Raw genomic sequence first — 23,802 nt, forward strand, 5'->3', positions numbered from 1 at the left:
CTTGTCCCGGCCATCCACGTTCTGAGGCTAGGCGAGAAAGATCGTGGATGCCCGGGACAAGCCCGGGCATGACGGTCTGGAGACGCTCTGCCCATGTTATATGCGCTGATGGTTGGGAACGAATTGGATGCTGGAAAAGGCAGAGGGCACTGAAGCTGCCCCCATCAAGGTCGAGTTCGATAATTTCGAGCATGGCTTCCCGGAAGGCTTCGGTCCGGGCTGGTGGGGACTGCTCGCCTACTGGATCGGCATCGCGTTCGCGACCTTCCAGCTCTATGTCGCCGCTTTCAACTATCTGCCGAGCCAGGTGGTGCGCGGCGTCCATGTCGGCTTCCTCGTTCTGCTCACCTTCGGCCTGATCGCGAACTTCACCGCGAAGAGTAATTTCGGCCGTGCGCTCGGCTGGGTGGTCGGCGGAGCCGGCTTCCTCTGCGGCCTCTACCAGTGGATCTTCTACGCCGACCTGATCGCGCGCGACGGCGATCCGACCCGGCTCGATCTCGTGGTCGGCACGCTGCTCGCGGTGCTGATCTTCGAGGGCACGCGGCGCCTGATGGGCGCAGCGCTGCCGCTGATGTGCGGCGCGTGTCTGGTCTACTGGTTCTTCGGCCAGTACCTGCCGTCGCCGCTCAACCATCGCGGCTACGATTTCGACCAGATCGTCACGCATCTGTCGTTCGGCACCGAAGGCTTCTACGGCGTGCCGATCTACGTGTCGGCGACCTATATCTTCCTGTTCATCCTGTTCGGCTCGTTCCTCGAGCGTGCCGGCATGATCCAGCTCTTCACCGACGTCTCGCTCGGCCTGTTCGGCCGCACCCGCGGCGGACCTGCCAAGGTCGCGGTGTTCGCCTCGGGCATGATGGGCACGATCTCCGGCTCGGGCGTCGCCAACGTCGTCACTGTCGGCCAGTTCACGATTCCCTTGATGATCAGATTCGGCTACCGCCGCGCCTTCGCCGCCGGCGTCGAGGCGACGGCGTCGATGGGCGGCCAGATCATGCCGCCGGTGATGGGCGCGGTCGCCTTCATCATGGCGGAGACGCTGGGCGTCCAGTACTCGGAGATCGTCAAGGCCGCCGCGATCCCCGCGATTCTGTATTTCGCCTCAGCCTTCTGGATGGTGCATCTGGAGGCCGGCAAGCACGGTCTCGTCGGCATGAAGCGCTCGGAAATCCCGAGCGCCTGGAAGGCGCTGGTGACGCGCTGGTATCTCGTGCTGCCGCTCGCCGCCCTCGTCTACATGCTGTTCGAGGGCTTCACGCCGCTCTATGCCGGCAGCATGGGCCTTGCGCTGACCGTGACGCTGATTCTTGGCACTGCCATCACGACCGGCGTCTCCGCGACGGCGATTCGCTACATCTTCTGGATCGGACTTGCGCTCGTGGTCGCTGCGCTGTCGCGCGACGGCCTTCAGATCGTGCCGGTCGCAAGCGTCGTGGTCGGCCTGATCGTGATCACGGCTTTCGTCCGCGGCGGCTTTGCAGCCTTGCGTGCCTGCCGCGATGCGCTGGCCGAGAGCGCCAAATCCGCCATCACCGTCGGCATGGCCTGCGCCATCGTCGGCGTCATCATCGGCATGATGTCGCAGACCGGCGTCGGCACCATCTTCGGTGGTTGGGTGATCGGGCTCGGCGAGAAGAGCCTGTTCCTGGCACTGGTCATGACCATGCTGCTGTCGATCCTGCTCGGCACCGGCATTCCGACCATCCCGACCTACATCATCACCGCCGCGCTCGCCGCACCGGCACTCGCGAAACTCGGCGTGCCGCTGATCGCGAGCCACATGTTCGCGTTCTACTACGGAATCATGGCCGATCTGTCGCCGCCGGTGGCGCTCGCCGCGCTGGCGGCGGCACCGATCGCCAAGGAGAACCCGGACAAGATCGGCTGGGAGGCGATGCGCATCGCGCTCGCCGGTTACGTCATCCCCTTCATCTTCGTCTACTCGCCGGCTCTGATGCTCCAGGCCGGCGATCCCATGGCGGCTAAGCTCGGCTTCTATGGCGCCGTGGCGCTGGCCGCCACCAAGGCGCTGGTGGCGATCGGCCTGTTCGGCATGGTCGCGATCGGCTTCCTGTTCACGCGGCTGACGCTGATCGAGCGCCTGGTCGCGCTCGGCGCTGCGTTCTGCCTGCTCGGCGAATTCCCATTCAGCGACACCGCGGGCTTCGTGCTCGCTGCTGCGCTGGCGCTGTGGCAATGGCGGCAGCGCCCGCCAGCGGCGGTCGAGGCGGCGTGAGCCTCTGCTTCGCAACGGCGTCAGGTGTGAAGGCGCTGGCCCTGTCCGCTTTCACGCTGGCCTGGACGCATTCGGTCGCGAAGGTCGAATGGCAGGAAGATTGGCGTGTCACGCCTGCAGGCCTCGAGCTGATGCAGGCCCGCGTCAAGGGCACCGGCCCCGGCATGGAGCCGCCGCCCGAGGCGCGGCTGGTCGATGGCTGGTTTCAATGGCGGCCGCAGCGTCCGCCGATGCACGAGGTCGTGCTCGGTAATTCCGGAGCGGCCGGGGAGTGGCGGTTGTGCCATGACGGGAAGTGCCGGACATTGTCGGAGATTGTCGGCCATCCGATCGGTGCTAGAGCATGATGTATTTACACGGAACCATAGCCTGAGTTTTTGAAGTAGTTGGTGCACTCCTCCTGGGAGAAGAGATCGAGGAGTTCACCAACCTTCCGCCAGGTTGCCTCCACGTCACGAGGTTCTGCGGATCGCATGAGGTGTTTGAGTTTGGCGAAGACCTGCTCGATCGGGTTGAGGTCAGGGCTGTAGGGCGGCAAGAAGATAAGGTGGGCTCCTCTGGCGCGGATAGCTTGGCGAGCCGCTTTGCCCTTGTGGCTGCCAAGATTGTCGAGAACGACGATCTCGCCCGGTGCGAGGGTGGGTGCCAACACCTTCTCGACGTACAGCGTGAAGAGTTCACCATTGATGGGACCATCAATCACCCAAGGCGCACTGATCCGATCATGACGCAGCGCCGCGATGAAGGTCATGGTCTTCCAATGGCCGAAAGGTGCAGATGCTTGGAGGCGCTGCCCACAAGGCCCCCAGCCGCGTAGCGGCGCCATATTGGTCTTGATCCACGTCTCGTCGATGAAAACCAACCGCGTGACGTCAATCCTGCCTTGATGCGCTTTCCATCGGGTCCGCTTACGGGCGACGTCTGGGCGATCCTGCTCGGCTGGTAGAAGCGTTTTTTTTGAAGCTGAGCCCCTCGGCGTGAACAAAAGTCCACACCGCCCGCACGTCTGTCTTGATCCCCCGTGCAGCCAGCTCCTGCGTCAGCTTGCGCAAGGTGAATGGCCCCGAGCGAATGCGTTTGCGCAGCCAGTCGGCGTTGGCATCCGACAGAACCCGCTTCTTGTGGCCGCCGATCTGGCCGGGCGCCAGGCCTCCGGTATCACGCCTTAGGTTCTTCCACTTCGTCACGCACGAGGGGCTGATCTGTAGCGCCTCTGCGATCGAACGAACCGTCTCGCCCGCGTCAGCGCGAGCCAAGGCGCGTTCACGGATGTCTTCCGAATAGGGGCGCGTCATCCATGCTGGCCTCCGCACTCCAGCATGGAGCTTGAATCAGAAATCGCCCGCTCTGGGAACCCCGATTCCAGTCAAAAACATCACGCTCTAACGTCACCACAATGAGCATCTGCGAACAACAAGAGAAATAGGGGAGATCACGATGGATAGGCTCAAGGGCAAGGTTGCGATGGTGGTGGGCGCCGGCTCGATCGGCCCTGGCTGGGGCAATGGCAAGGCGACCGCGGTGACGTTCGCGCGTGAGGGCGCGCAGGTGTTTTGCGTCGATCGCAACGGTGCTGCGGCCGAGGAGACCGCGAAGATCATCACCGAGGAAGGCGGCAAGGCGACGGCGTTCACCGCCGACGTGTCGCGCGCAAGCGAGATCGAGGCGATGGTCGCAGCGTGCCTGAAGGCCTATGGCCGCATCGACGTGCTCGACAACAATGTCGGCATCGCCGAGATGGGCAGCGTGGTCGAGGTGAGCGAGGAAAGCTGGGACCGCGTCTTCAGCGTCAACCTCAAGAGCGCCTATCTCGCCATGAAGCATGTCATCCCCGTCATGGTGAAGCAGGGCGGCGGCTCGATCATCAACATCTCCTCGATCGCCTCGATCCGCCACATGGGCATTTCCTACGTCACCTACGGCACCTCGAAGGCGGCGATGAACCAGATGACGCGCACCACGGCGATCGAGTTCGCGCGCCATCATGTCCGCGTCAACGCGATCCTGCCCGGCCTGATGAAGACGCCGATGGTCGAGCATTCAGCGGGTCTTGCCGCCAGCTACGCCAAGGGCGACGTGGAAGCGATGTGGCGCGCGCGCGATGCGCAGGTGCCTATGGGCCACATGGGCGATGCCTTCGACGTCGCCAACGCCGCGCTGTTCCTGGCCTCGGACGAGTCGAAATACGTGACGGGAATCGAGCTCGTGGTCGACGGCGGGATCACGTGCAAGGCGGGGGCGTAAGCGCCTCATACTCCGCTGTCGTCCCGTACAAGCGCGCGCCGATCCGGGACGACAGCGGTGATTACTGCGCCAGCGCCAGGATGCCGCCGGCGAAGGCATGCCACGCGGCGCTCTCGCTGACCGGCCAGTTCAGCACCTTCACCGCCAATAGCGCGAGCGTGCCGTAGATGTAGACCGGATGCACGCGGCCTTCGCTGCGCCAGTCGCGCACCATGGCGACGACGAGCAGCAGGGAAGCGACGACAGCCGGCGCAATCGTCACGGGCACCGGCGGCGGGCCGGGCGGTCCGGGAGGGGCGAGGAGGGTCAGGAACCAGCGCGCGATCGCGGCATCGAGGATCGAGACCGCCGCCAGCAGCATCAGGCGCTTGTGGACCTCCGGTCTGCGCGTGTTCATGATCGCCAGCACGAACACGACGGCGAAGAACGCGATTCCGCTCATCGGCACGATCGAGAAGCCGATGCCGGCTTCCTTCTGCCCGAGCGCAGCGGAATGCTGCATCACGTGCACCGAGGCGAGGAAGCCGAAAATCGTCATCGCGGTCGCGAGCGATACGCCGGCAATGCCCAGCGAGCGGTGATTGACCACGCGGCCCGAGGCCGCGAGCCAGGTCTGGAGCGCGAAATAGAGCGACCAGGTGAAGAACAAGAGTCCGTGAAAGTGAATCACCGGGCTTGCGGAGAGCGTCCGGTTGGCGAGCGGCACCCAATAGGTCGGTGCGAAGCCGAGAAAGGCGGTGGCCGCGCAGGCCAGGGCCATGTGGAGATAAAAATATCGTGCAGGCGACGCATCACGCGCGCGCACACGACGGTCGTCGATCAGAGTTGTCATCTGGAGTGAGTCTGGGAAGGCGAGGTTTGGTTCAAACCCCACCATCGTCGTCGGTCTATCCGCCTGCGCTCAATTCTGCGCGATCGAGCTCTTCCTCCAGACGATGAAACGCGTCGTCGCCGATCACCTCGGTGGTGCGGAGGTCGAAGATCGCTTTGCGCGCGGCCTCGATGGCGCGGCGGCGCAGGGGATCGGCGGGCAATTCGCCATTGGCGATGCCGCCGTTCGGATCGGTTTTGGCCTGCATCAGGATGGCGCGATACTCGAGCCGCAGGATTTCCGCCTCCTCCGACGGATCGCTCTCGATCGCATCGAGCGCTGCGCGATAGGCGACCGCGCGCCCGCGCGCGACCTCGACTCCGACCGGATCATCGTCCTCGAGGTTGAAGGCGAGGATCAGCGGCCGCAGCGTCAGGCCCTGGATCACCAGCGAACCCAGCACCACGGCGAACGCAATGAAGACGATGAAGTCGCGATAGGGAAAGTTCTCGGGCAGGGCAAAGGCGGCGGCCAGCGTGACGAGGCCGCGCATGCCGCACCAGGAGATGATGAGTCCGCCCTTCGCCGAGGCGACCTGCTTCGGATCCTTCGGATGGTAGATCCCGCGCGCGACCAGCGCGCGCAACGTGGCGCGGTAGAACGTCACCCAGAACAGCCGTACCAGCACCACGGTGAGCAGGATCCAGCCGGCGGCCACGCAATATTCCCAGCGCACGTCCGCGTCCAGCCGCGTCCAGATCGGCCGCATCTGCATGCCGATCAGCATGAAGGCAAGCACGTTGAGCACGAACACCATCGTCTCCCAGACCGCATAGGACGGCACGCGCAGCCGCGCCGGCATGCGTGCCGGCGCCGTGCGCGCGATCGCGATGGCATAGACCACGATGGTGAGGATGCCGGAGAGGCCGAGATGCTCGGCGGCGATCCAGATCATGAAGGTGGTGGCGAACTGCACGATGATGGCGCTCGGGGCCTCCTTCACGCGCTCCATGATGGGGAGGATGATGCGGGCCGCGACCAGGCCGGCGATGACGCTGCCGACCAGGCCCAGCGCCATGGTCGGCGCGACCTGGCTCCATGTCAGGTGCTCGGTGGCGACCGCGCCGACGGCGATGCGATAGATCAGAAGCGCGCTGGCGTCGTTGAGCAGGCTCTCGCCCTCCAGCACCTTCACCATGCGGTGGGGCAGCTTCACCTGGCTCAGGATTGCGACGGCAGCGGCCGCATCCGGCGGCGCCACGATCGCGCCGAGCGCGACCGCGGCGGCCCAGGGCATGTCGGGCATCAGCCGGTGCGCGACATAGGCCACGGCGGCCGTGGTCAGGCCGACTGCGGCGACCACCAGGGTCGAGACCGGAACCCAGTTGTTCCGTAGATCGCGCAGCGAGGTGTCGAAGGCGGCATCGAGCAGGACCGGTGCGACAAAAAGGGCCAAGGCCAGGTCCGGCTCCAGCGCCCAGGACGGACTGGACGGCACGAAGGCGATCAAGGCGCCACCGATGGCGAGAAAGGTCGGGTAAGGGACCTTGATCCGCCGCGCCAGCGCCGATAAGGCAACAGCGCCGAGCAGAAGTGCAATGATCCATTCGAATGTCGACACGATGATCCCCGAGACGATCTGAGCGGCGCCACAAGCTAGCACCAAACCGGCCGTATGATGGATAGTACGGCGCCAAGGCAAGACCATAAGACAAGTCTCTCCAACTGCAACGAGCATGCGTTCTCTCATTCACCTGTTCGGCGCCGGGCTGCTTTACGCACTCTCGCTCGCCGCGGCCGATGCTGCGACCGGAGGCGACCCGGTTGCGGTGACGCAGGTCGATGTCGAGCTCTGCCTCGCGGCGACCGCGGACGACGATGTGGACAAGGCGGCCACCGCCTGTGCTGCCGTGATCGACAATGAGAAGACGGCAAAGGAGGATCTGATCAAGGCGCTGATCGCGCGCGGCGCACTGCTGGCGCGGCACGACCAGGTCGACCGTGCGATCGCCGACGACAGCCGCGCTCTTTTGCTCGATCCGACCCTCGCCGACATCTTCAACGCGCGCGGCGAGCTCTGGCTGAAGAAGGGCGACAAGCCCAAGGCGGTGCAGGATTTCGGCGCAGCACTCAAGATCGATCCGAACCACGCGAAGGCCAAGGCCAATCACAAGGCGATGGCGCGCGAGCTCGAGCGGATCGGCGCGCAGATGGCGGTCGCCGGCAAGCCCAGCTTCAATTGCGCGCGAGCGCGCCGCGCGGTGGAAAGGGCGATTTGCGGCAATCGCGAGCTCGCCGATCTCGACCGGGAGATTTTTGCATCGAACGCGCGCGTGATTCGCACGGCGCGCAATGCGGATGAAGCAAAGGCACTCCAGCGCGAGCAGGATGAATTCATCGCGCGCCGAAATGCCGGTTTCGGCCGGCCGGGCTATGATCTCAAGAAGGCGATGCAGGAGCGGTTGCAGCGGCTGAACGGGGTGGGCGGATATTGACGGGCCTTCGCCGGAGGCAGGCCCGGCCATGACGGCGCGGACGGACCCGATTTGAACCCATCCCTTGCCGGCTGCGACAACGGTGAGAACCCGACGTCACGGAGCCCAATGTCATGTGCGGCACTCAAGCCTCCGCGCAAGCGCTTTCGCCTGCTAAAATCTTGCTTCGCGCCTTTCTCCTCAGCGCGGCAATGAGCCTTGTTCTCGCTTCCCCAGCCTCGGCGAGTACCGAGTGCGTGCTGGGCAGCAAGGCTGCCCCGGCAGAGTTGATTGCGGCATGCAGCGCCATCATCGACAAGACTGTAAATCCGGCCTCCGATCGCAGCGTGGCCCTCGTTGTCCGCGCCGAAGCCAATGCGCGAACCCTTGGAGGGCAATCGCAGGCGCTGCGCGATCTGGATCGCGCCATCGCGCTCGACGGCAGGAACGCAAAGGCCTGGCGCCTGCGCGGCGACCTCCTGCGCGAGGCCGGCGGCGATCTCAGCCGCGCTGCGGCCGATTTGACCAGGGCGATCGAGCTCGATCCGCAGGATGCGGAGGCTTACGAGTCGCGCGGCGTGGTCTACACCAATCAGCGCCGGCTCGACCGCGCGCTCGCCGACTACGATCAGGCCATCAAGCTGAAGCCGGACGATGCGCAGGCCTGGTCCGATCGTGGCGTGGCCTATTATCTCGGCGGAGACAACGAGAAGGCCATCAGGAATTTCGACGAGGCCCTGCGGCTCGACCCCAACCGGCCTCGCACCTACACCAACCGCGGTGCGGCCTGGAAGAAGCTCGGCCAGAACGACAAATCGGTCGCCGACAAAACCGCGGCCATCAGGCTCGATCCGAAGGTGCCGGAATATTACGACAATCGCGGCCTCGCCTATGCCGCGATGGGTGAGTACGACAAGGCCATCGCCGATTACGACGAAGCGATCAGGCGTGAGCGGCGCGCCAACTTCCTGACCAACCGCGGCGATTCCTACCAGTTCAAGGGCGAGCTCGGGGCCGCGCTGAGCGACTATGACGCCGCGCTCGAGCTCGATCCGAATTTTGCGAAGACCTACAACAATCGTGCCGTGCTCTACAAGAAGATGGGCGAGCGCAAGAAGGCGCTGGCGGACTACGAGACGGCGCTGAAGCTCGATCCGGGCAATGAGAATGCAGCCAACGGCCGCCGCGCCATGATCGCCGAGATCGCGAAGTTCGGTGCCGAGCCGCTGCGTCCGCTGAATGCGGTTTCCGGCAACGGCTCGTCGTTCGATTGCGCGACGGCGAAGCGCGAGGTCGAGAAGGTCATCTGTGCCGATCCCCAGCTCGGCGTGCTCGACCGCCGGATCGCCGAGGCCTACGAGCGCGTGCTGAAGCTGGCGAACAAGCGCTCGGCCGGCGAATTGCGCAGGACGCAGCGCGATTTCCTGGCCACGCGCAACGCCAGTTTCGGCCGCCCCGACTATGATCTGAAGAAGATCATGCAGCAGCGGTTGCAGAAGCTGAACGCGATGGAGAGCTGAGAAGCGTTCCGAACTCGCCGTCTCTCCTCGAGTCGAACCGCCACCGTCCTTCCGGAGACCCCGCCCCCCGCAAGCGGGGCGAGCGGGCGCACCGCCCGCGCGGCGGTGGTTGTGTCTTCCCCGAAAGGCCCATCCTTTTGAGCTTGAACCGCGGCCCGTTCCCGCGAAAATAGCTTCACAACAAGGCCGGCAATTGATCCTGGTCATGGCGGGGCGCCTGTCCTGCCACAAGGGTCAAGGGCAGGCGACATAAAGGCACGGGAGCGCGGGAATGAACGTCCAAGGGAACGCCGACGGCAAAAGTCGTTATCATGAGGTTCATGCGCGCTCGCTGGCCGATCCCGCCGGCTTCTGGGCCGAGGCGGCGAAGGAGATCGACTGGATCGAGCCTCCGACCAGGATCTTCGATCCCTCGCAAGGAACCTACGGCCGCTGGTTCGCCGGCGGCGTCGTCAACACCTGCTACAACGCGCTCGACCGCCATGTCGAACGCGGACGCGCCGACCAGGTCGCGCTGATCCATGATTCGCCGCTGACCAATTCGGTCACAAAACTCACCTATGCCGAACTGCTGAACGAGGTCCAGGCGCTCGCCGCCGTCATGCAGGACTTCGGGGTGGCCAAGGGCGACCGTGTCATCCTTTACATGCCGATGGTGCCGGAAGCGGTGGTCGCGATGCTGGCCTGCGCCCGCATCGGCGCGGTGCACTCCGTCGTGTTCGGCGGCTTCGCGGCGAAAGAGCTCGCCACCCGCATCGACGACGCGCAGCCGAAGCTGATCCTCGCCGCAAGCTGCGGCATCGAGCCCGGCCGTATCGTGCATTACAAGCCGCTGCTCGACGAGGCGATCAGGCTCGCCGGCAGCAAGCCGAAAGCCTGTATCGTGCTGCAGCGTCCGCAGCTCACCTGCGAGATGACGCCAAGCCGCGACTACGACTGGGCCAGCCTGCGCCGCAAGGCGCTGAACGACGGCAAGAAGGCACCCTGCGTGCCTGTCGCCGCGACCGATCCGCTCTACATCCTCTACACCTCGGGCACGACCGGCGTGCCGAAGGGCGTCGTGCGCGACAATGGCGGGCACCTCGTCGCGGTGAAATGGTCGATGTTCAACCTCTATGGCGTCAAGCCGGGCGAGGTCTGGTGGTGCGGCTCCGACATCGGCTGGGTGGTCGGCCACAGCTACATCGTCTACGGCCCGCTGTTTCATGGCGCGACCTCGATCATGTACGAGGGCAAGCCGGTCGGCACGCCCGATGCCGGCGCGTTCTGGCGCGTGATCTCCGAGCACAAGGCGGTGGCCTTCTTCACCGCTCCGACCGCATTCCGCGCCATCCGCAAGGACGATCCGGAAGGAAAATTCATCCGGCAGTACGACCTCTCCAAATTCCGCACGCTGTTTCTCGCCGGCGAGCGCGCCGATCCGCCGACGGTGGAATGGGCGGAGCAGCAGCTGAAGGTGCCGGTGATCGACCATTGGTGGCAGACCGAGACCGGCTGGTGCATCGCCGGCAATCCGGTCGGGCTCGGCATGCTGCCCGTGAAGCACGGCTCGCCGACGGTGCCGATGCCGGGCTACCAGGTCGATGTCGTCGATGAAGCGGCAAAGCCGGTCGGCGCCAACACCATGGGCTCGATCGTCATCAAGCTGCCGATGCCGCCGGGCTGTCTGCCGACGCTGTGGAATCAGGACGAGCGCTTCAAGGAGGCTTACCTCAGCGAATTCCCCGGCTATTACAAAACCTCCGATGCCGGCTACAAGGACGAGGACGGCTATGTCTTCGTCATGGGCCGCACCGACGACATCATCAACGTCGCCGGCCATCGGCTTTCGACCGGCGGCATGGAGGAGATTTTGGCCTCGCATCCCGACGTTGCCGAATGCGCCGTGCTCGGCGTCAAGGACGCGATCAAGGGCGAGGTGCCCTGCGGCTTCCTGGTGCTGAAAGCGGGCGTGAAGCGCCCGCCGGCCGAGATCGAGAAGGAGATCGTCGCATTGGTGCGCGACAAGCTCGGCCCGGTCGCCGCCTTCAAGCTCGCCATCACCGTCGGCCGCCTGCCCAAGACGCGGTCCGGAAAGATCCTGCGCGGCACCATCAAGAAAATCGCCGACGGCGAATCCTGGACCATGCCGGCGACCATCGAGGATCCTAAGGCGCTCGAGGAGATCGGGGAGGCGCTGAAGGGGAGGGTGTGACGGTCCCGATGGGGCTTGAATAGGCCGCATTTTTCCGCTCAACCCTCATCCTGAGGAGCGCGCCCTGCGCGCGGCTCGAAGGATGAAAGGCCCCGCTGCTGCATCCGGGCCTTTCGTGGTTCGAGACGCCCGCTGCGCGGGCTCCTCACCATGAGGACGAAAGAGCTGCCATGAATTCGAAGTCGTGTCTTGCCATCGTATTTGCGGGCCTCATGCTCTCCGCCTGCTCCGCGCGCTACCAGACGCCGGTGGCGATGGGCGGTGACGACGATGACGCGGTCTGCCTGAGCCGTGGCAATGCGCAGGGCTCGCCGGAATACGTGGCCTGCCGCAAGGACCGTGACGTCCAGCGCAATGCCGCCATCGCCCGCGCCGACCGCCGCCAGCGCGATCTCGGCGAGTACATGCTGAACAATCCCGAGCGGCCGTGATGTGAGGCGCGGCATCATGGTGCCGCTCCACGCGCCGTGCGTTGGTGCTTTTCGTGACACATCTGCAACGCCTCGACCAAATCGTGGCGCGCTTGTCCTGATTTGATCGGCATCAAATCCTTCACCATCCCCTTTCTGCTCTGACGCTGATGTCGCGCAACGATGCGCGAGAGATGGCTGAAGGGGATTGAAATGCACAGAACGACGAGAAACCTGGCGCGGCTCGCCACGATTGGCGCGATGCTGGTGGGCACCTTTGCCTCGGCGCAGGCTGCCGATTTGCCGGTCTACAAGAAGGCGCCGCCGCCGGTAGAGGCGTTCAATCCATGGATGATCCGCCTGCGCGCGCTCGGCGTGCTGCCCGATGGCGGCGGCAGCAGCGTGAACGTGGCGGGCGTGCCCTCGCTCTCGTCGCCGAATTCCGGCCTCTCGATCAGCGATCAGGTCGTTCCCGAGCTCGACATCAGCTATTTCTTCACCAAGAACATCGCGGCCGAGCTGATCCTCGGCGTGACCAGGCACTCGATCAGCGGCACCGGCTCGCTGGCAAACCTGCCGATCGGCAAGACCACGCTGCTGCCGCCGACGCTGACGCTGCAGTATCACTTCGACAATTTCGGCGCGTTCAAGCCCTATATCGGCGCCGGCGTGAATTACACGGTGTTCTTCAACAACTCCGCCGCGAATGCGCCGGCTGCAATCGCCGGCCCGCCCGCGATCGTCGCCACCACCACCAACCTGCACGTCAGCAACGCCTGGGGCGGCGCCGTCCAGTTCGGCTTCGACTACATGATCGACCGGCACTGGGGTCTCAACGTCGACGTCAAGAAGCTCTGGCTGCGTCCGAACTACTCGGCGACCGTCTCCGGCCTGCCGGTCACCGGCACAGCGCATATCGATCCGTGGCTGGTCGGCGCGGGTGTGACGTACAAGTTCTGAGAGCGCGCCAAAAGAGGGCATTGGCGTCGCGACAAATTCCGCTGTCGTCCCCGCGAACGCGGGGACCCATACCGCGGAATTTATCGGTTGTTGTTGGTAGAAGTACCAAACGACAAGTCTTCGCCAAACTACGTTCTGGGGTTATGGGTTCCCGCGTTCGCGGGGACGACCCACCGAGGGTGGTATACACGAAACAAAAATGCGGCGGGTTTTCCCGCCGCATTTGCATTCGATGGTGAATGAACGAGAGAGGAGCTACTCCTCCTCGTCTTCGTGCTTCTTGCCGCCGAGCGTCTTCAGCTTGGCGAACACGGCGTCAACATTGAGATCGTCGCTGGACTTTTCCGCAGGCTCGTACTCGTCCTTGCGGGTGGTCTCGGAGGCGGGCAGCAGGGTCGCGCCGCCATAGGTTGCATCGATCGGCTTTTCCTTCGCAGCGCGCTGCACCTCGAAATCGAGCTCGATCTGCGAGCACAGGCCGAGGGTGACGGGGTCGATCGGGGTCAGCGCCGACGTGTTCCAGTGGGTACGGTCGCGCACGCTCGCGATCGTGCTCTTGGTGGTGCCGACCAGGCGCATGATCTGGGCGTCCTTGAGTTCCGGATGGTTGCGCAGCAGCCAGAGGATGGCGCTCGGACGTTCGTGGCGGCGCGAGACCGGGGTGTAGCGCGGTCCCTTGCGCTTGGGCTGCGGCGGCAGCACCACCTTGCTCTCCTGCAGGCGGAGCCGGTAATCCGGGTTCCTCTCGCCCTTCTCGATCTCCTCGCGGGTCAGCTGGCCGTTGGAGAGCGGATCCATGCCCTTGATGCCCTGGGCGGCGTCGCCGTCGGCGATCGCGCGGACCTCGAGGGGGTGCATCTTGGTGAAATCGGCGACCTGGTCGAAGGTCAGCGCGGTGTTGTCGAGCAGCCAGACGGCGGTCGCCTTGGGCATCAGAGGTGCGTTGCTCATGGCAAATCTCCTTTGTGCTTCGCCCACCCCTCTGGAGGCGAAACCGGTGGTCATCGGCGATGACAGGGAATTCGCGCTATATAAGCCGGGAGGGGGCAGCCACGCAATGGTTCTGCTATAGATAGTGCCTTGACACCGCCCGAAAGGGGGCCCAATTCCCTTTGAACCGCTGTAGGGTTCAAGCCGACCGTTTTAAGCCCCTGTTCAATCCATCGACCGCCCCCGCCAGAAGGCGAAACGGGCGATTCGGTCCCGAGATCGCTCAATGTCAGCCAAACCAGACCTCAAGATCGTGCTTTGTTCTCCCCGCGGCTTCTGTGCCGGCGTGGTCCGGGCGATCGACACTGTGGAACGGGCTCTCGATAAGTACGGCGCCCCGGTCTATGTTCGCCACGAGATTGTGCACAATAAGTACGTCGTCGATGGGTTGAAGAAGAAGGGCGCCATCTTCGTCGAGGAGCTCGCTGAAATCCCGGAGAACACCACCGCCCCGGTGGTGTTCTCGGCGCACGGCGTGCCGAAGTCGGTTCCGGCCGACGCCCAGTCCCGCAATCTGTTCTCGCTGGATGCGACCTGCCCGCTGGTGACCAAGGTCCACCGCGAGGCCGCGATCCACTTCAAGCGCGGCCGCGAGATCTTCCTGATCGGCCACTCCCACCATCCCGAAGTGGTCGGCACGCTCGGCCAGCTTCCGCCGGGCGCCGTGACCCTGATCGAGACCGCCGAGGACGCCAAGACGATCACGCCGAAGGACCCCAACAACCTCGCCTTCGTGACCCAGACCACGCTGTCGATCGACGACACCGCGGAGATCGTGGCGCTGCTCAAGGAGCGCTTCCCGAACATCAACGGCCCGCACAAGGAAGACATCTGCTACGCCACCACCAACCGCCAGCTCGCGGTGAAGAAGGTGGCGCCGGTGGTGGACGCCCTGATCGTGGTCGGTGCGCCGAATTCGTCGAACTCGCAGCGCCTGCGCGAAGTCGCCGAGCGCGAGGGCTGCGAGATCGCGGTGCTGGCGCAGCGCGCCACCGACATCGACTGGACCAGGTTCGGCAACATCGCCAGCCTCGGCATCACGGCGGGCGCCTCCGCGCCTGAAGTGATCGTCGAGGAGATCATGGACGCCTTCGCCGAGCGCTACACGCTGCATGTGGAGACGGTCTCGGCTGCGGAGGAGAACGAGTTCTTCCCGCTGCCGCGTCAGGTGCGTCCCGAAGCTGCCGCCGAGTAGATCTTTATGGCGGTCTACACCGACGTCGCCGCCGACGAGCTTGCGGATTTCCTGAAACAATACGATCTCGGCGAATTGCTCTCCTACAAGGGCATCGCCGAGGGTGTCGAGAACTCCAACTTCCTGCTGCACACCAGCAAGGGCTCGTTCATTCTCACCCTCTACGAGAAGCGCGTGGCGAAGAACGATCTGCCGTTCTTCCTCGCGCTGATGACGCATCTGGCCGAGCACGGCGTCAATTGTCCGCTGCCTGTGAAGGCGAAAGATGGCGAGGCCCTGCGCGAGCTGGCAGGCCGGCCCGCGGCGATCATCACCTTTCTCGAAGGCGTCTGGCCGCGCAAGCCGAACGCGACCCATTGCGCCGGGGTCGGCGACGGGCTGGCGAAACTGCATCTGGCCGGCGCGAACTTTGCGATCAAGCGCACCAATGCGCTGTCGGTTTCCGGCTGGCGGCCGCTGTTCGACGCGGCTTCAGGCCGCGCCGACGAGGTGCAGCCGGGCTTGCGCGATTTTCTTGCCGCCGAGCTCGATTATCTCTCGAGCGGCGTCTGGCCGACGAATCTGCCGGAGGGTGTGATCCACGCCGACCTCTTCAACGACAACGTCTTCTTCCTCGGCGACAAGCTCTCGGGCATCATCGACTTCACCTTCGCCTGCAACGACATGCTGGCCTATGACGTCGCGATCTGCCTCAACGCCTGGTGCTTCGAGCCGGATCATTCCTTCAACGTCACCAAGGCGCGCGCTTTTCTCAACGCCTATGGCCGGGTGCGCAAGCTCTCCGAGACGGAAGAGGCGGCGCTGCCGCTGTTGGCGCGCGGCGCCGCGATCCGCTTCCTGCTGACGCGGCTGGTCGACTGGCTCAACGTGCCGCCGGGCGCGCTGGTCAGGCCGAAGGATCCCCTCGAATATTTCCGCAAGCTGCGCTTCCACCAGAGCGTGACGAGCGTGCGAGACTATGGGCTGACGCCGTCGGGGCTGGTGGCGTGAGCGAGCTTCCCAATGTCACGATCTACACCGACGGCGCCTGCTCAGGAAATCCCGGGCCGGGCGGCTGGGGCGCGATCCTGAAGTTCGGCGACAAGGAAAAGGAGCTGAACGGCGGCGAGCGACATACCACCAACAACCAGATGGAGCTGATGGCGGCGATCTCCGCGCTCGAGGCGCTGAAGAAGCCTTGCACGGTCGATCTCTACACCGACAGTCAGTATGTCCGGCAGGGCATCACGGGCTGGATCTTCGGCTGGAAGCGCAACGGCTGGCGCACCGCCGACAAGAAACCGGTGAAGAATGTGGAGCTATGGCAGCGCCTGGATGCCGCGCTGAAGCAGCACGAGGTCCGCTGGCACTGGGTCAAGGGCCACGCCGGGCACCCGGAGAACGAGCGCGCCGATCAGCTCGCGCGCGAGGGCGTCGCGATGGCGCGCTTGCAGCAGCGGGTGCGGGAGTAGGCGACGACGTCGTCGCTCCACCTTCAACTGTCATCGCCCGCGAAGGCGGGCGATCCAGTATTCCAGAGGCGGTTGTGATTGAGCCGAGAGGCCGCGGCGTACTGGATGCCCCGGTCAAACCGGGGCATGACAGCGTCTGTTGTCGCGAAGCGCTTACAGCTGCCCGAGCAGCGTATCGCCGCCGGAGACCTCGACCTTGCCGGGCATTGCCTCGAGGTTCAGCTTCTTCACCACGCCGTCCTCGATCAGCATCGAATAGCGCTTCGAGCGGATGCCGAGGCCGTTGGCGGAAGCGTCCAGCTCCATGCCGATCGCCTTGGTGAAGTCGGCATTGCCGTCGGCGAGGAAGACGGCCTCGTCGCGCTGGTCGGTGTCGCGCTTCCAGGCGTTCATGACGAAGGCGTCGTTGACGGAGACGATGGCGATGGTGTCGACGCCCTTGTCCTTCATGGCATAGGCGTTGAGGAAGATGCTCGGCAGATGCATCTTGTGGCAGGTGCCGGTATAGGCGCCGGGCACCGCGAACAGCGCCACCTTCTTGCCCTTGAAGATGTCGTCGGTGGTCTTCACCTGCGGGCCTTCCGCCGTCATCACGCGGAATTTCGCCTCGGGTAGCTTGTCGCCAATCTGGATCGCCATCATCAGTCTCCCTGGAAATCGGTCCCGCGTTTTAGACCGTGCGGCGGGACTGCACAATATTGCCGGCCGGGGAAGCAGCAATGCCGACCGGCCTTCACGGCTACGTCATCAGCCGGTAAAGCCGCCGCCGTCCAGGAAAACCTGTTCTTCCGTCGAGGTCTCGCGGCCGAGGATGCGGTTGCGGTGAGGAAAGCGGCCGAAGCGGCGGATGATGTCTGCGTGCTCCCGGGCGTATCTCAGGCTCTCGGCGTCGAGCTATGCGGGATTTTGGGTGACGAGGCGATCAGGCGGCGTGGTTTTCCGGCACTTGGATGACCTCGATGCCGTTTTCGAATCTGACACCTGCGCTGACCTTCGGCAACTGATTTGTGCCTTTCAGCCGCCGCCAGGTCTTTGATGCGGCGCAGAGCAGCTTGAACACCATCAACTTGGCAGTCGTTGACGATAACGAACCTTTCGTGCGCACCGTTCTGTGCCGGACCGTCGCGAACACGCTTTCGATGGGATTCGTCGTCCGCAAGTGGTCCCAATGCTCGGCGGGGAATTCGTAGAACGCAAGCATTGCGTCGCGATCTTTCGTCAGGCACTCGACCGCCTTGTCGTACTTCGCTCCGTATTTCTCGGCAAAGACATCGATCGCCACTTCGGCCGAAGCTCGGTTGGACGCCAAATAGACCTCGCGCAGATCCTTCTTCATGCTGGCCTGTACCGACACTGCGACTTTGTTCAAGATATTCGCGGTTTTGTGCACCCAGCACCGCTGATGTCGCGTGGCGGGAAAGACCTCGTCGAGCGCCTTCCAGAAGCCGAGCGCGCCGTCACCGACGGCGATTTCCGGGGCGATCTTCAGCCCTCGGGTTTTCGCCTCGACGAGCAGTTCGTGCCAGCTCTGCGTGCTCTCGCGCACGCCGACCTGGAAGCCGATGAGTTCCTTCTTGCCTTCCGGCGTCGCGCCGATCAGCACCAGCATGCATTCGCTGTGGTCTTCCATGCGAGCCTGCAGGAAGACGCCGTCCGCCCACACGTATACGTACCGGCGCGCCGACAGATCGCGCTTCTGCCAACGCTCGTACTCGAGCTGCCACTCCGTCGTCAGTCTGGAAACCACCGCCGGAGAAAGATTCGGCGCATCCTTGCCCAAGAGCGCCGCCAGCGCCTCCTGGAAGTCGCCCGTCGAGATGCCTCGCAGGTACAGAACCGGCAAAAGTGCATCCAAGCTCTTCGTGCGCCGTGCCCACAACGGCAGGATCGCCGAGGTGAAGCGGATCCGCTCGCCATCGCTGGTCACCGCGCGATCGCGAATCTTTACCCGGGCGACTTCGACGGCGCCGATCCCCGTCTGGATCGTCCGCACTGGACCATGGCCGTGTCGCACGAGGCGGTCGCGGCCATCGGGAAGCTTCAAGCCCTTCATCGCGGCGAGAAACGCCTCGGCTTCCATCTCGACAGCCTGCGCAAGCAGCTGCCGAGCTCCAGATCGCAAAATATTCGTCAGTGGATCGTCGATCTCATCGGGCTGACGCAGTGGGACAATGTTGCTATGCTCGTTCATGGCGTATCGCTCTCCTTGAGGTTCTGGCAGGCTCGACACCCGCCTCGATACGCCGCCTATCTCATTCCGTCATCACCCAGTTTCCCGCATAGCTCCGAGGCGTCTCCGGCGCCCTCGAACAGCGCGACGCAGCGCTCCTGGTCCGCCAGGTGCTCGGAATGCATGAAAGGCATGTAGAGGAATTCGAGCAGGGCGGGATCGATCCTGCGATCGATCCCCCGCTGGATGGCGCGGCGGGCAACGTCGCGCGCCAGCGCATCGCTGGCAAAGGCTTGCGGCGTGCCGCCCCGTGGGTCGGTCAAAATCCCCCGGGTATGGTCACTTGAAACTCCCCCACCTGATGATCGCCGTCAGCGCCGCTGAACAGCAGTAGCCGGTCAGGCAGGACGTTTATGTTCGACCCCTTTAGCCAGCAAGGGGCCGGGGAGTTGAACGTCTTGAAGCGACATCTGCAAAGCACCGTACTTACATTACTTGATCGCAACACCAGCCAGCGCGAGATTCACCGGCTGACGGGTGTCGATCGCAAGACGATCCGGCGTTATCAGGCGCTGCGGGCCGGTGCGGAGGCAAATTCCCCCGGGGAAGTGACCACCGGCTCGGTGAGCGCGGACGGCCAAATTCCTCCACCCCGACCACCGGCTTTTGGGACATCGGAAGCGACGGTCACCAGCAGCCTGGCCCGTTCGGCTTGCGAAGCGCATCGGACGTGGATCGAAGAACAGGTCCGGCTGAAGCGGAACGCGCAGGCGATTTACCAGGACCTGGTTGATCAATTTGGCTTTCCGTCCAGCTACCAGAGTGTCAAGCGGTTTGTGCGCCGGTTGCGGCACGCTGATCCTGAGCAGTTTGATCGTCTTGAGTTCCTCCCCGGCGAGGAAGCTCAGGTCGACTATGGCGAGGGCGCGCCGACGGTTGATCCGAAGAGCGGGCGGTACCGTCGTCCCCGCCTGTTCGTGATGACGCTACGCTACTCGCGGCGCAGCTTCCGGCGGGTAGTCTGGAAGTCCAGCCAACAAGTCTGGGCGCAGCTCCACGAAGAGGCGTTCCGGTATTTTGGCGGGGTCCCCAGCTATGTCGTGCTCGACAACCTGAAGGAAGGCGTCCTCAAGCCGGATTTGTACGAGCCCCAGCTCAACCCGATTTACAGCGCGATGCTGGCTCATTACGCCGTGGTCGCCGATCCCGCGCGCGTGGCCGATCCAAATCGGAAAGGATGCGTCGAGAATGCGATTCAACATACCCAGGGCACTGCGCTGGCCGGACGGCGCTTCGAGACGCTGGAGGCGCAAAACGAGTTCTTGAGGCACTGGGAGGAGAACTGGGCTTCCAAACGCATCCACGGCAGCACGCGCCGTCAGGTCGAGGCGATGTTCCAGGAAGAGAAGCCGCACCTGCGGCCGCTGCCTGTCGCTCCCTTCCGCATCTTCACCGAAGTCGTCCGGACTGTCTGCGACGACACCACCGTACGCGTCGACAACAGCTATTACGCCGCGCGGCCCGCGCCGATCGGCAGCCAGGTCGTCGTGCGCATCTACACCACCACGATCGAGATCCGTGATCGCCACACCCGTGCGCTGCTGCGTGTTCATTCCCGGATGGCGCACCCCGGTTCTGTCGTCCTGCCGACCAGCGAACGGCCGTTCAACCCGTCGCGGCAAACCGCCGTGCTGCTGGCGAGCGCCGAGCGCATCGGACCGCAGACCAGGGCCTTGTGCCAGCAGGTGTTCGACACCGAAGGGCGCCCCGGACAGCGCGCGATGTGGGGCATTGTCGGGCTGGGCCGGAAGTATCCGGCGCGGCTGGTCGAGCAGGCCTGCGCGCACGCCATCGACAACCGCATCTACCGCTACAAGCACGTGCGTGCGACCGTCGAGCGGTTGTTCGAACAGGCGATCGAGCAGGTTGGAGTGACGCCACAGCCGGCATCGCCGCTCACCCAGGATCATCCGCTGATCCGTACCCCCGCGGAATACGGCGACCTCTTCAGCCGCGCTGTGCGGCGCGACGCCGACGACAATGGTCGGCAGGCCGAGGCTCACGACGATCACGCCACGGCAATCCGCGCTCGTGTCGCCTGCGCAACCCCGGCCAACTCCGGCGCCACGAGCGCTCCCGCTGCACCTTCTCACCTTAAACTGGAGACCTAGCCACATGATGACCATGCCGGAAATTGAGCGTTGCCTACGACAGCTGCGCCTGTCGGGTGTCCGCGACACGCTGCAGACGCGCGTGCTCCAGGCGCAGGGCGCCAACCAGCCCTTCCTCGAGACCTTCTCCCTTATCCTGCAGGATGAACTGGACCGTCGTCAGTCCCGTCTTATCGAGCGGCGATACCAGCAATCCGGGCTCGACGAAAAGCTGACGCTCGCCGAGTTCGACTGGTCCTTCAATCCCAAACTGCCACGTCAGACCTGCTTCCAGCTCCACACCCTGGCGTTCATTGCCGCTGGCGAGAACGCTCTGCTTGTTGGCAAACCTGGCACCGGGAAGTCGCACATCGCCAAGGCGATTGCCTATCAGGCGATCCTGCAAAGCCACAAGGTCCAGTATCTTGAGACCGACGACTTCTTCCACCGCTACGCCCTGAACTCTCCGGCACAACGCGAGGTCCGGCTGCGAACCATCATCGACTGCGATCTCCTCGTGCTGGACGATCTATTCCTCGCACGCGCCATCCCCGACGACGCCGGCACTTTGCTGCAGACCCTGATCCATCAGCGTTACAAACTGCGCCGCAGCGTCATCGTCACCTCCAATCGCGTCGTGCAGGATTGGGGGGCATACCTTGGGGACAACACTATGAGCACGACGATCCTCGATCGCCTTATGCATCATTGCCATCTGCTTGAGTTCGACGGACGCAGCTATCGGCTCAAAGAAGCCGCTGAAGCTCTTGCCCGGGAAACAAACTCAAACTAACAGTCCCTTGTCCTGCCTCGCGGGTGGAGGAATTTGACTGACCACACCCGGAGGAATTTGAAGTGACCCGCGGGGGCCGCGGAACATGTTGCGCGGAAACTGATCAAGCAGAATGACGAGCGCCAGCGCGCCCTCGTCGCTGGTCTCCCACTCCGCCAGCTCCCCGGCGGCCGCCTTGTGCCAGAGCCCGAGAAAGCGGCGCCTGATCTCCGCGTCGAAACCCTCGTCGCGCGCGTACCAGCGCTCGCGGCCGGCCTCGCGCCAGAAGGCGAGAATGCCTGACGGCGAGATGTCGTCGACGTCAGTCATGCACCGGAGGCGCGGCTTACGCCGCCTCGGCCTTTTGCTCGTCGCGGAGCTGCCGGCGCAAGATCTTGCCGACATTGGTCTTCGGCAGGTCGGTGCGGAATTCGATATGCTTGGGCACCTTGTAGCCGGTGAGCTGCTCGTGACAGAACGCGATCACCGCCTCGGCAGTGAGGTTCGGGTCCTTCCTCACCACGAAGGCCTTCACCGCCTCACCCGATTTGGAATCGGGCATGCCGATCACGGCGCATTCGAGCACGCCCGGATGGCTCGCGATCACTTCCTCGACCTCGTTGGGATAGACGTTGAAGCCGGAGACCAGGATCATGTCCTTCTTGCGGTCGACGATCTTGGTGTAGCCCTTCTCGTCCATGATGCCGATGTCGCCGGTGCGGAAATAACCGTCCGCCGTCATGACCTTCGCGGTGTCTTCCGGCCTGTTCCAGTAGCCCGACATCACCTGCGGGCCCTTGGCGCAGATCTCGCCGGGCTGCCCGAGCGGGACCTCGTTGCCGTCGTCGTCGCGGATCGAGATGTAAGTCGATGGCACGGGGATGCCGATCGAGCCGGAGAACTCGGTCGCGGTCGCCGGATTGCAGGTTAGCGTCGGCGAGGTCTCCGACAGGCCGTAGCCTTCGGCGATGAAGCAGCCGGTGATCGCCTTCCACTGGTCGGCAACGGGTTGCTGCACCGCCATGCCGCCGCCGTTGGAGATCTTCAGCTTGGAGAAGTCGAGCTTCTTGAAGTCGGGATGATGCATCAGCCCGTTGTAGAGCGTGTTCACGGCCGGGAAGCTGTTGACCTGGTATTTCGCCAGCTCCTTGATGAAGCCGGGAATGTCGCGCGGGTTGGGGATCAGGAGATTGCAGCCGCCGGCGCGCACCGCGAGCAGGTAGCAGGCCGTCAGCGCGAAGATGTGATAGAGCGGCAGCGCGCACACGATCATGAGCTGGTCGACATGCGGCGGCGCGGCGAGCGCCGGCTGGAGCCAGGCGTCGTTCTGCAGGACGTTGGCGACGATGTTGCGATGGAGCAGCGTCGCGCCCTTGGAGACACCGGTGGTGCCGCCGGTATATTGCAGGAACGCGACGTCGCCCGGCGAGATTTTCGGCTTGTTGAACGTCATGCCGCGGCCGGCCGAGAGCGCGTCGTTGAAGGCCACCGCCCCCGGCAGCGACCAGGCCGGTACCATCTTCTTGACCCGGCGGACGACGAGATTGACGATGATCCCCTTGAAGCCGAGCAGGTCGCCCATGCTGGCGACGATGACGTGCTTCACCTGCGTCTTCGCGATCACCTGCTCGACCGTGTGGGCAAAGTTCTCCAGCACGATGATGGCTTCGGCGCCGGAATCCTTGAGCTGGTGCTCGAGCTCGCGCGGGGTGTAAAGCGGGTTGACGTTCACGACCGCGTATCCGGCGCGCAGCACGGCGGCGGTCGCGACGGGGTACTGCAGTACGTTCGGCATCATGATCGCAACACGGGCGCCGCGCTGGAGCCCGCGGCCCTGCAAGTAAGCGGCGAGCGCCACCGACATCTGGTCGAGGTCACGATAGCTGATCGACTTGTCCATGCAGATGAACGCCTTGCGGTCGGCGAACTTGATGAAGCTCTCCTCCAGAAGGTCGACCAGCGATGCGTATTGTGTCGGCTCGATATCGGCGGGCACGCCGGGCGGATATTGCTTGAGCCAGATGCGCTCCATGGAAAACTCCCCTCATTGACCAGAGCCCGTTGTGTCACGGGCTTGCCGCATTGCCGCCAGTATCCAGCCTGCCGGAACTGGTGGCAAGCCGTCGTGGCTTAGGGCAAAGGCCCGGGCGTAGCTACTGGAATCATCGCAAACCGCGCTGCCGCGGGTGCGAAACGCGGGCTGCGGTTTAGGCCCGACG

The 23,802-nt window shown here is 64.3% G+C and carries 20 protein-coding genes and 3 pseudogenes; 13 read left to right on the forward strand and 10 right to left on the reverse strand.

Annotated features, from left to right (window positions below; all coding sequences use genetic code 11):
• The first annotated feature begins 127 nt into the window (after nt 1–127).
• Both ABIF91_RS19885 and ABIF91_RS19890 read left to right on the forward strand, forming a co-directional pair.
• Nucleotides 128–2,242: a TRAP transporter permease gene (locus ABIF91_RS19885; RefSeq protein WP_035718211.1), complete on the forward strand. Its 2,115-nt coding sequence runs from the start codon at nt 128–130 to the stop codon at nt 2,240–2,242.
• The gene (locus tag ABIF91_RS19890; RefSeq protein WP_424579319.1) at nt 2,203–2,589 is read left to right on the forward strand and encodes a DUF1850 domain-containing protein; all 387 of its coding nucleotides are present in this window, start codon (nt 2,203–2,205) and stop codon (nt 2,587–2,589) included. Before ABIF91_RS19885 ends, ABIF91_RS19890 begins: the two co-directional genes overlap by 40 nt.
• A 5-nt stretch (nt 2,590–2,594) precedes the next feature.
• Here the strand turns inward: ABIF91_RS19890 and ABIF91_RS19895 are convergent.
• A protein-coding gene (locus ABIF91_RS19895; protein WP_424579183.1) for an IS630 family transposase occupies nt 2,595–3,537 on the reverse strand; the annotation gives its coding sequence in 2 pieces (ribosomal slippage) (nt 2,595–3,200 and nt 3,202–3,537; 942 coding nt in all).
• A gap of 142 nt (nt 3,538–3,679) precedes the next feature.
• On the opposite strand from ABIF91_RS19895, the gene ABIF91_RS19900 reads away from it, so the two are divergent.
• Nucleotides 3,680–4,486 carry an SDR family NAD(P)-dependent oxidoreductase gene (locus ABIF91_RS19900; RefSeq protein WP_028180287.1) on the forward strand — a complete coding sequence of 269 codons (807 nt, stop codon included), beginning with the start codon at nt 3,680–3,682 and terminating at the stop codon, nt 4,484–4,486.
• A gap of 61 nt (nt 4,487–4,547) precedes the next feature.
• On the opposite strand, the gene ABIF91_RS19905 is transcribed toward ABIF91_RS19900, so the two are convergent.
• On the reverse strand, nt 4,548–5,318 hold the full coding sequence (locus ABIF91_RS19905) for a hypothetical protein (protein WP_028180286.1): 771 nt from the start codon (nt 5,316–5,318) through the stop codon (nt 4,548–4,550).
• 55 nt (nt 5,319–5,373) lie between these two features.
• Nucleotides 5,374–6,918: a cation:proton antiporter gene (locus ABIF91_RS19910; protein WP_035671755.1), complete on the reverse strand. Its 1,545-nt coding sequence runs from the start codon at nt 6,916–6,918 to the stop codon at nt 5,374–5,376.
• A 115-nt stretch (nt 6,919–7,033) separates the two neighbouring features.
• Here ABIF91_RS19910 and ABIF91_RS19915 point away from each other — a divergent pair, with 115 nt between their 5' ends.
• From ABIF91_RS19915 to ABIF91_RS19935, 5 genes are all read left to right on the forward strand, one after another.
• Nucleotides 7,034–7,792, forward strand: a complete 759-nt coding sequence (locus ABIF91_RS19915; protein WP_035718209.1) for a tetratricopeptide repeat protein — start codon at nt 7,034–7,036, stop codon at nt 7,790–7,792.
• A 113-nt stretch (nt 7,793–7,905) separates the two neighbouring features.
• Complete coding sequence (locus ABIF91_RS19920; protein ID WP_424579320.1) at nt 7,906–9,291, forward strand: tetratricopeptide repeat protein; 1,386 nt, start codon at nt 7,906–7,908, stop codon at nt 9,289–9,291.
• A 271-nt stretch (nt 9,292–9,562) separates the two neighbouring features.
• Nucleotides 9,563–11,485 carry a propionyl-CoA synthetase gene (locus ABIF91_RS19925; RefSeq protein ID WP_424579321.1) on the forward strand — a complete coding sequence of 641 codons (1,923 nt, stop codon included), beginning with the start codon at nt 9,563–9,565 and terminating at the stop codon, nt 11,483–11,485.
• Between the two features lie 170 nt (nt 11,486–11,655).
• Complete coding sequence (locus tag ABIF91_RS19930) at nt 11,656–11,916, forward strand: hypothetical protein (protein WP_035671763.1); 261 nt, start codon at nt 11,656–11,658, stop codon at nt 11,914–11,916.
• 192 nt (nt 11,917–12,108) lie between these two features.
• A complete protein-coding gene (locus tag ABIF91_RS19935) occupies nt 12,109–12,855 on the forward strand; it encodes an OmpW/AlkL family protein (RefSeq protein WP_028180280.1) in 747 nt (248 codons plus the stop codon).
• Nucleotides 12,856–13,110: 255 nt separating this feature from the next.
• Here the strand turns inward: ABIF91_RS19935 and ABIF91_RS19940 are convergent, their stop codons facing one another.
• Nucleotides 13,111–13,806, reverse strand: coding sequence for a DUF1013 domain-containing protein (locus tag ABIF91_RS19940; RefSeq protein WP_028180279.1), 696 nt, complete (start codon nt 13,804–13,806; stop codon nt 13,111–13,113).
• Between the two features lie 265 nt (nt 13,807–14,071).
• Here ABIF91_RS19940 and ispH point away from each other — a divergent pair, with 265 nt between their 5' ends.
• From ispH to rnhA, 3 genes are read left to right on the forward strand one after another with little or no spacing between them, the layout of a single operon-like run.
• Nucleotides 14,072–15,040, forward strand: a complete 969-nt coding sequence (ispH, locus tag ABIF91_RS19945) for a 4-hydroxy-3-methylbut-2-enyl diphosphate reductase (RefSeq protein ID WP_028180278.1) — start codon at nt 14,072–14,074, stop codon at nt 15,038–15,040.
• Between the two features lie 6 nt (nt 15,041–15,046).
• Entirely contained in the window at nt 15,047–16,030 is a 984-nt protein-coding gene (locus ABIF91_RS19950) for a homoserine kinase (RefSeq protein WP_028180277.1), read from the forward strand.
• On the forward strand, nt 16,027–16,491 hold the full coding sequence (gene rnhA / locus ABIF91_RS19955; protein WP_028180276.1) for a ribonuclease HI: 465 nt from the start codon (nt 16,027–16,029) through the stop codon (nt 16,489–16,491). The genes ABIF91_RS19950 and rnhA overlap by 4 nt, the downstream gene beginning before the upstream one ends.
• A 153-nt stretch (nt 16,492–16,644) precedes the next feature.
• On the opposite strand, the gene ABIF91_RS19960 is transcribed toward rnhA, so the two are convergent.
• From ABIF91_RS19960 to ABIF91_RS19975, 4 genes and pseudogenes are all read right to left on the reverse strand, one after another.
• Nucleotides 16,645–17,130, reverse strand: coding sequence for a peroxiredoxin (locus ABIF91_RS19960; protein WP_028180275.1), 486 nt, complete (start codon nt 17,128–17,130; stop codon nt 16,645–16,647).
• A gap of 108 nt (nt 17,131–17,238) precedes the next feature.
• A pseudogene (locus ABIF91_RS19965) lies at nt 17,239–17,373 on the reverse strand (DUF924 family protein); the annotation flags it as partial.
• A 40-nt stretch (nt 17,374–17,413) separates the two neighbouring features.
• Nucleotides 17,414–18,682 carry an IS256 family transposase gene (locus tag ABIF91_RS19970; protein WP_014497957.1) on the reverse strand — a complete coding sequence of 423 codons (1,269 nt, stop codon included), beginning with the start codon at nt 18,680–18,682 and terminating at the stop codon, nt 17,414–17,416.
• Between the two features lie 89 nt (nt 18,683–18,771).
• Nucleotides 18,772–18,966: pseudogene (locus ABIF91_RS19975) on the reverse strand (DUF924 family protein); the annotation flags it as partial.
• A 108-nt stretch (nt 18,967–19,074) separates the two neighbouring features.
• Here ABIF91_RS19975 and istA point away from each other — a divergent pair.
• Both istA and istB read left to right on the forward strand, forming a co-directional pair.
• Complete coding sequence (istA, locus tag ABIF91_RS19980) at nt 19,075–20,832, forward strand: IS21-like element IS1631 family transposase (RefSeq protein WP_100214066.1); 1,758 nt, start codon at nt 19,075–19,077, stop codon at nt 20,830–20,832.
• 4 nt (nt 20,833–20,836) lie between these two features.
• On the forward strand, nt 20,837–21,604 hold the full coding sequence (istB, locus tag ABIF91_RS19985) for an IS21-like element IS1631 family helper ATPase IstB (protein ID WP_038952109.1): 768 nt from the start codon (nt 20,837–20,839) through the stop codon (nt 21,602–21,604).
• Between the two features lie 75 nt (nt 21,605–21,679).
• On the opposite strand, the pseudogene ABIF91_RS19990 reads toward istB, so the two are convergent.
• Nucleotides 21,680–21,913, reverse strand: a pseudogene (locus ABIF91_RS19990) (DUF924 family protein); the annotation flags it as partial.
• 16 nt (nt 21,914–21,929) lie between these two features.
• Nucleotides 21,930–23,615, reverse strand: coding sequence for a long-chain fatty acid--CoA ligase (locus ABIF91_RS19995; protein ID WP_424579322.1), 1,686 nt, complete (start codon nt 23,613–23,615; stop codon nt 21,930–21,932).
• Nucleotides 23,616–23,802 lie beyond the last annotated feature (187 nt).

This window comes from Bradyrhizobium sp. USDA 241 (assembly GCF_049739505.1).
GTDB lineage: Bacteria > Pseudomonadota > Alphaproteobacteria > Rhizobiales > Xanthobacteraceae > Bradyrhizobium > Bradyrhizobium liaoningense.